The organism is Nostoc sp. CHAB 5715, from assembly GCF_020829685.1.
Taxonomy (GTDB): Bacteria; Cyanobacteriota; Cyanobacteriia; order Cyanobacteriales; family Nostocaceae; genus Nostoc.
Genome location: NZ_JAIVFR010000425.1, coordinates 1 through 6,107, shown reverse-complemented (window position 1 = coordinate 6,107; position 6,107 = coordinate 1). Strand labels below are relative to the sequence as shown.

The following is a 6,107-nucleotide window of genomic DNA, read 5'->3' as shown; positions in this document are numbered from 1 at the left end:
GATTTAGACCCCGCCACAAAACTTGCGGCTTGTTAGAAGCTGGGGACAACAAGACCTGCCGAAGTTTATTAAATGAACTTTCATTTTACTTTTCTAATGCTTTGGTTGCTACCTGGTGCAGTATAACGGCTGGTTCTCCCTTAATAGGTTCTGTGCCAAAAATGGAGTTGTTCTTTTTGCTTGCCAGTTGCTCTAACAGTACTTTAAAAAGTCCTTCTTTATCTTGAAAGTGGCTGTAGACTGTCGCTTTAGAAACACCTGCTGCTACTGCTACCCGATCCATGCTTGTACCAGCATAGCCATGTTGAAGGAATTCTTGCATTGCCCCTTGCAAAATTTGCTCCACTTTATCAACGGAATTGTCTCGATCAACTTCGTCAGCTTTGATGCGTACCATTTATTAATCATCCTTTCTTATAAACAATATTAATAGATGCTGCAAAATGCCCCAGTAGAAAATGGCGAAAATAAATATACCCTTTGTTGGAGGAGGCAGGGGGCAGGTGGTGGCCGAGCGCAGTCGAGGTGAGGCAGGGGGCAGGAATAGCATTCTTCTGCATAATGCCCTTGCAAATTGATTCACAAGTTTAGTTGTATCATATTGACTAAACTAGTCAGTTTAGTTTAGCATGAATTGAACTGGACAGTTTAGTACAAGTTGCTACTGGTGGGAAGGGGAAAATAGTATGGAGCAAAACAGGAATTCAGAGAGTTTAAGGTCTTCTCAGAATCTTTTGCGATCGCCTATTCTACTTGCAATAATTACATCTTTAGCAATAGGCGGAATCAGTGTTTATGCTGTGATGAAGTTCCAGGCTACAGCTAATGAAAAACAAAAAACACCAGTAGCAGTTCAGCCTGTGGTAAAAACAGTAACAGCATTAGGGCGATTGGAACCAAAGGGAGAGGTAATAAAACTGTCAGCGCCTTCTTCAACTGGTGAAGGAAATCGGGTAGAGCAACTATTGGTGAAAGAAGGCGATCGCGTCAAAGCTGGGCAGGTAATTGCGATTATGGACAACCGCGATCGCCTACAAGCTAGTTTAGCTGAAGCACAAAAACAAGTTCAAGTTGCCAAAACCCGCCTTAACCAGGTAAAAGCTGGAGCCAAACAGGGAGAAATTGGAGCGCGTCAAGCTACCGTGAATCGTTTGCAAGTAGAACTGGAAGGAAACATTAAAACTCAGCAAGCCACAATTAATCGTATAGAAGCAGAACTCCTTGGGCAACAACGGAGCTTGCAAGCAACAGTGGCTCGCGTAGCAGCCGAGAGACGTAATGCTCAAGCTGACGTGCAGCGCTACGAAACTTTATACAAAGCAGGAGCAATTTCTAGCGAGGAAGTTGATAGCAGACGCTTAAGCGCCGAAACTTCCACTCAAGCGTTAATTGAAAGTCAAGCCACCCAGACAAGAACTGTAGCTACCCTACAACAGCAGCTTAACGAAGCAAAAGCCAACCAGGATCAAACCCTCGCCAGCTTGCAACAGCAGATTAACGAAGCAAAAGCTAACTTGAATCAAACTGCTGAAGTCCGTCCAACAGATATAGCAAACGCACAAGCAGAGGTAGACAGCGCTCAAGCCACGGCGGATAAAATTAGAGTACAACTGGCGCAGGCATACGTTGTGGCTCCTAAAGCCGGTCGAATTTTGGAGATTAATACACGAGCCGGAGAAACTGTTGGCAATGAAGGAATTGTAGCTATAGGTCAAACCGACCAGATGTATGCAGTAGTAGAAGTCTACCAAAGTGATATCAAGAAAGTTCGTCCGGGACAGGATGTGCGGGTAAGCAGTGATTCCCTACGCAATGAATTAGAAGGAAGAGTGGATTGGATTGGTATGCAGGTAAAGCGGCAAAATCTGATTAACACTGATCCCTCTAGCAATATTGATGGCAGAGTAGTGGAAGTGCATGTGCAACTCAATAAACTATCCAGTCAAAATGCTTCTAGTTTCACTAATTTGCAAGTCAAGGCGGTAATTGAAATTTAAAGGGAATTGGGAATTGGGAATTGGGCATGGGGCATTGGGCATTGGGCATTGGGCATTGGGCATTGGGCATTGGGCATTGGGCATTGGTTATTCGCCTTGTCTTCCTCATCTCCCTCATCCTCCCCTGCTCCCCCTGCTCCCCCTGCTCCCCCATCTCCCTCATCTCCCTCACTCCCCACTCCCCACTCCCCACTCCCCACTCCTTCTTATGAAATTAATCGAACAACTGCGGCGGCGAACGCCTTTAGGATGGCTGCAACTGAGTCATGAAAAAGGCCGTCTTTTGGTAGCATTATCAGGCATTGCCTTTGCTGATGTTCTGATGTTCATGCAGCTAGGGTTTCAGACTGCCCTGTTTGAAAGTAACACAATCCTGCATCGCAGTATGCAGGCTGATATGTTTGTCATTAGTCCCCAAGCACGTAACCTAGCAAATATGTCTAGCTTTACGCGGCGACGGCTCTATCAAGCAATGGATGTACCAGGTGTAAAGTCGGCAGAAGGAATGTATATCAACATTGTTGATTGGAAAAATCCCCAAACACATCAAAAGACGACAATATTAGTTATGGGGTTCAATCCCGATCAGCAAGTGTTTAACTTAGCGGATGTGAATCGCCAGATAGATGCTCTTAAGCTACCAGATACCGTTTTGTTCGATCGCGCCTCTAGAGGAGATTATAATGATGCGATCGCCCAAATTGAACAAGGTAAAACTGTCACAACCGAAATAGAACGCCGGACAATTACCATTAGCGGTTTATTTTCAGTCGGGGCTTCCTTCATAGCCGATGGTACTTTAATCACCAACGACCAGAACTTTTTGCGACTATTTCCCAGGCGAGAAGCTAGCGGTGTCAGTCTAGGTTTAATACAACTACAACCAGGCTATGACCCAGAGCAGATGAAAACAACTTTAGAAGCTTATTTAGATGACGATGTTAAAGTTTTAACCAAAGCAGAATTTATCGAATTTGAAATAAATTACTGGAAAACAAATACTGCTATCGGCTTTATCTTCAGCCTGGGTGTAGCAATGGGGTTTATGGTAGGCGTGATTATCGTTTATCAAGTTCTTTCTACAGATGTTAATTCTCATATAAAAGAATACGCCACTTTCAAAGCAATGGGGTATGACAATCTCTACTTATTAGGTGTGGTGTTTGAAGAGGCGATAATTTTGGCAGTTTTAGGTTTTATTCCCGGAGCGATCGCACCTTTAGGGCTTTATCATTTAACTCGTAATGCCACCAATTTGCCACTTTACATGACCGTAGCGCGGGCCATGACGGTATTAACTCTAACTATAATTATGTGTGTAATTTCTGGTGCGATCGCCACCCGTAAATTACAATCGGCTGACCCCGCAGATATGTTTTAGAAAATGGGGAGTAGGGAGTAGGGAATAGGGAATAGTGAAAAACAACTGACAATTCCCCACTCACCACTCCCCACTCCCCACTCCCCAATCTCCTAAGTATGCCTCCTGTAATCTCTGTTAAAAATCTCGACCACTATTTTGGTCATGGTCAACTCCGCAAGCAAGTTCTCTTTGATATCAACCTCGATATTAACGCTGGCGAAATTATTATTATGACTGGGCCTTCTGGTTCTGGTAAAACTACACTTCTCACTTTAGTCGGCGGCTTGCGTTCTGCCCAATCTGGTAGTTTGCAAATATTGGAACAAGAACTGTGTGGCGCTAACAAAGCACAACTTACCCAAGCGCGACGCAGTAACGGTTATATTTTTCAAGCGCACAACTTGCACGGTAGCCTGACAGTACTCCAGAACGTCAGAATGGGCTTGGAAGTGCATAATAATATTTCCCCAGCAGAAATGAAAACCCGGTCAGCCCAAATGTTAGAGGAGGTAGGATTAGGGCATCGCCTGAATTATTATCCTGATGATTTATCTGGGGGACAAAAACAAAGAGTTGCGATCGCTCGTGCGTTGGTCGGTCGTCCTAAAATTGTCTTAGCAGATGAACCCACCGCCGCCCTTGACAGTAAATCGGGACGAGATGTGGTCAACCTGATGCAAAGCCTAGCTAAAGAACAGGATTGTACTATTCTCTTAGTTACTCATGACAACCGCATTCTAGATATTGCCGATCGCATCGTCTACATGGAAGATGGCAAGTTAGTAAATGATGATGCTGTTGTTACAGCCGGTTAGGTTGGTTTTTTATTAAAACTTTACGCACAAGAGATCCCCCAACCCCCGATAAATTGGGGGCATTCGATTCTAGTTCCCCCTTTAAAAAAGCTACGGTGGTGTATATAAGTCATCTGATTATCTAAAAGTCTTTAAAATCTCACCCTGTCCTGACGGACATCCCTCTCCTTACTAAGGAGAGGGACAGGTTTTGCACAAGCAAAACCAGGGTGAGGTTTCTTTGGGCTATTCAATAAACCGTAAATTGCCTCAACAGAGACGTACACGGTAGCTTTAAAAGGGAGGTTAGCGTTAATTTCACAGCAATGAGTAATATAGGACTAATATTTGATTTCTGAAAAAGCTCGGTACAACTCGAAAAGCCTAATTCCTTATTCCCTACTCCCTACTCCCCACTCCCCATTCTATAACGCATTAATTATTGGTAAAAAAAGAGGCAAATTACTTACCGCATCTATAATTGAATTTGATTTGTTATTCAACGCATACGCGTAAAACCAATTATGACAGGTAAAGGACAAGGATTCGGCTTTGGCTTAGGAAAAATGAAAGAATTGGCTGACGCTTTTAAGAAAGCGCAGCAAGTTCAAGAAGGCGCAAAGCGACTCCAAGAAGAATTGGAGCAAATGGAGATTCTAGGAGAATCTGGCGGTGGTCTGGTGAAGGTGATTGTCAGTGGTAATCAAGAACCCAAGCGGGTAGAAATTTCTCCAGATGCTCTAGGGGAAGGTGCAGAAGTACTTTCTGATCTGGTGACAGTGGCAATGAAAGAAGCCTACAACAAATCCACAGCAACAATGCGGGAACGTATGGAAGAATTGACCAGTGGACTAGAACTTCCTGGATTTTAGTCATTAGTCGTTGGTCATTGGACAAAGGACAAATGACTATTGACTATTGACAAAACATATCTATGGTTTACAAGTTGCTATTTGTCTGCTTAGGTAACATCTGCCGATCGCCATCGGCAGAAAACATTATGAATCATCTAATTGAGCAGGCTGGCTTGAGCGAACAGATACTCTGTGACTCAGCTGGTACATCTAGTTATCACGTTGGTAGCCCACCTGACAGACGCATGAGTGCTGCGGCTGCTACAAAGTTGGGAATTAAACTACGTGGTCGAGCACGCCAGTTTCAAAAGTCAGACTTTCAAGACTTTGATTTAATTTTAGCGATGGATCAAGAAAATTATGAGAACATCCTCGCTCTTGATCAAACTAAGCAGTATCAGCATAAAGTGCGTTTGATGTGCGAGTTTTGCTCTCAACACACCCTGAAGGAAGTTCCAGATCCCTATTACGGTGGTCAAGAGGGATTTAATCGGGTTATTGATTTACTGATCGATGCTTGTGAAGGTCTGCTTACAAAAGTTAGGAGTTAGGAGTTATGAGTTAGGAGTTAGGAGTTATGAGTTAGGAGTTTTAACAGTTATCAGTTATCAGTTAAAATAATTGGGTTTAAGTCCCCTACTATATCAGTTATCAGTTCACTGTTCACTGTTTCAAAGGCTACGCTGTACTCCGGTAACTGATAACTGTTGACTGTTCACTGATTTAATTCCTCACTCCTACACAGACGCGATTAATCGCGTCTCTACTCCTAACTTTTTTTATTCCACCAAACCATGCTTCATCGCAAAACGCACCAATTCTGCTCGGTTGCTGGTTGAGGTTTTTCTCAATAAACTGCTAACGTACTTTTCCACTGTGCGAGGACTCAGGTGTAGCTGATGACCCATTTCGGCATTAGAAAGACCATGAGTCAATAACTCTAAGACTTCCTGTTCTCTATGAGTTAGCGATGAGTGCAAGTGGGATTTCTGAATTTGAGTAGACAAAGAATTATGGGCATCCACCCCTTTTGTCGAGGCGGAAATGCCCAAACTCTCTTTATGAGAAAACCGATACTCCGATTGAATAATTTGCGATC

7 protein-coding genes and 1 pseudogene are annotated in these 6,107 nt (G+C 43.5%); 5 read left to right on the top strand and 3 right to left on the bottom strand.

All coding sequences use genetic code 11. From position 1 onward, the window contains the following. Positions 1–88 precede the first annotated feature (88 nt). Positions 89–397, bottom strand: a pseudogene (locus LC574_RS22065) (TetR/AcrR family transcriptional regulator); the annotation flags it as partial. Between the two features lie 289 nt (positions 398–686). Between LC574_RS22065 and LC574_RS22060 the strand changes: the two are divergent. After that, the gene (locus LC574_RS22060; RefSeq protein ID WP_229455641.1) at positions 687–1,997 is read left to right on the top strand and encodes an HlyD family efflux transporter periplasmic adaptor subunit; all 1,311 of its coding nucleotides are present in this window, start codon (positions 687–689) and stop codon (positions 1,995–1,997) included. Here the strand turns inward: LC574_RS22060 and LC574_RS22055 are convergent. Continuing rightward, entirely contained in the window at positions 1,994–2,176 is a 183-nt protein-coding gene (locus LC574_RS22055) for a histidine kinase (RefSeq protein WP_229455639.1), read from the bottom strand. The genes LC574_RS22060 and LC574_RS22055 overlap by 4 nt on opposite strands. A 29-nt stretch (positions 2,177–2,205) precedes the next feature. Here LC574_RS22055 and devC point away from each other — a divergent pair, with 29 nt between their 5' ends. From devC to LC574_RS22035, 4 genes are all read left to right on the top strand, one after another. Beyond that, positions 2,206–3,378, top strand: coding sequence for an ABC transporter permease DevC (gene devC / locus LC574_RS22050; protein WP_229455638.1), 1,173 nt, complete (start codon positions 2,206–2,208; stop codon positions 3,376–3,378). Positions 3,379–3,476: 98 nt separating this feature from the next. Then, positions 3,477–4,175 (top strand): DevA family ABC transporter ATP-binding protein, encoded by a 699-nt coding sequence (locus LC574_RS22045; protein WP_229455637.1) that lies wholly within the window; start codon positions 3,477–3,479, stop codon positions 4,173–4,175. Positions 4,176–4,678: 503 nt separating this feature from the next. Beyond that, positions 4,679–5,026, top strand: a complete 348-nt coding sequence (locus tag LC574_RS22040) for a YbaB/EbfC family nucleoid-associated protein (protein ID WP_100900466.1) — start codon at positions 4,679–4,681, stop codon at positions 5,024–5,026. 62 nt (positions 5,027–5,088) lie between these two features. Continuing rightward, positions 5,089–5,559 (top strand): low molecular weight protein-tyrosine-phosphatase, encoded by a 471-nt coding sequence (locus LC574_RS22035; protein WP_229455636.1) that lies wholly within the window; start codon positions 5,089–5,091, stop codon positions 5,557–5,559. Positions 5,560–5,787: 228 nt separating this feature from the next. On the opposite strand, the gene LC574_RS22030 is transcribed toward LC574_RS22035, so the two are convergent. Then, positions 5,788–6,107: response regulator transcription factor (locus tag LC574_RS22030; RefSeq protein ID WP_229455635.1), on the bottom strand; the 320-nt coding region annotated here is incomplete at its 5' end.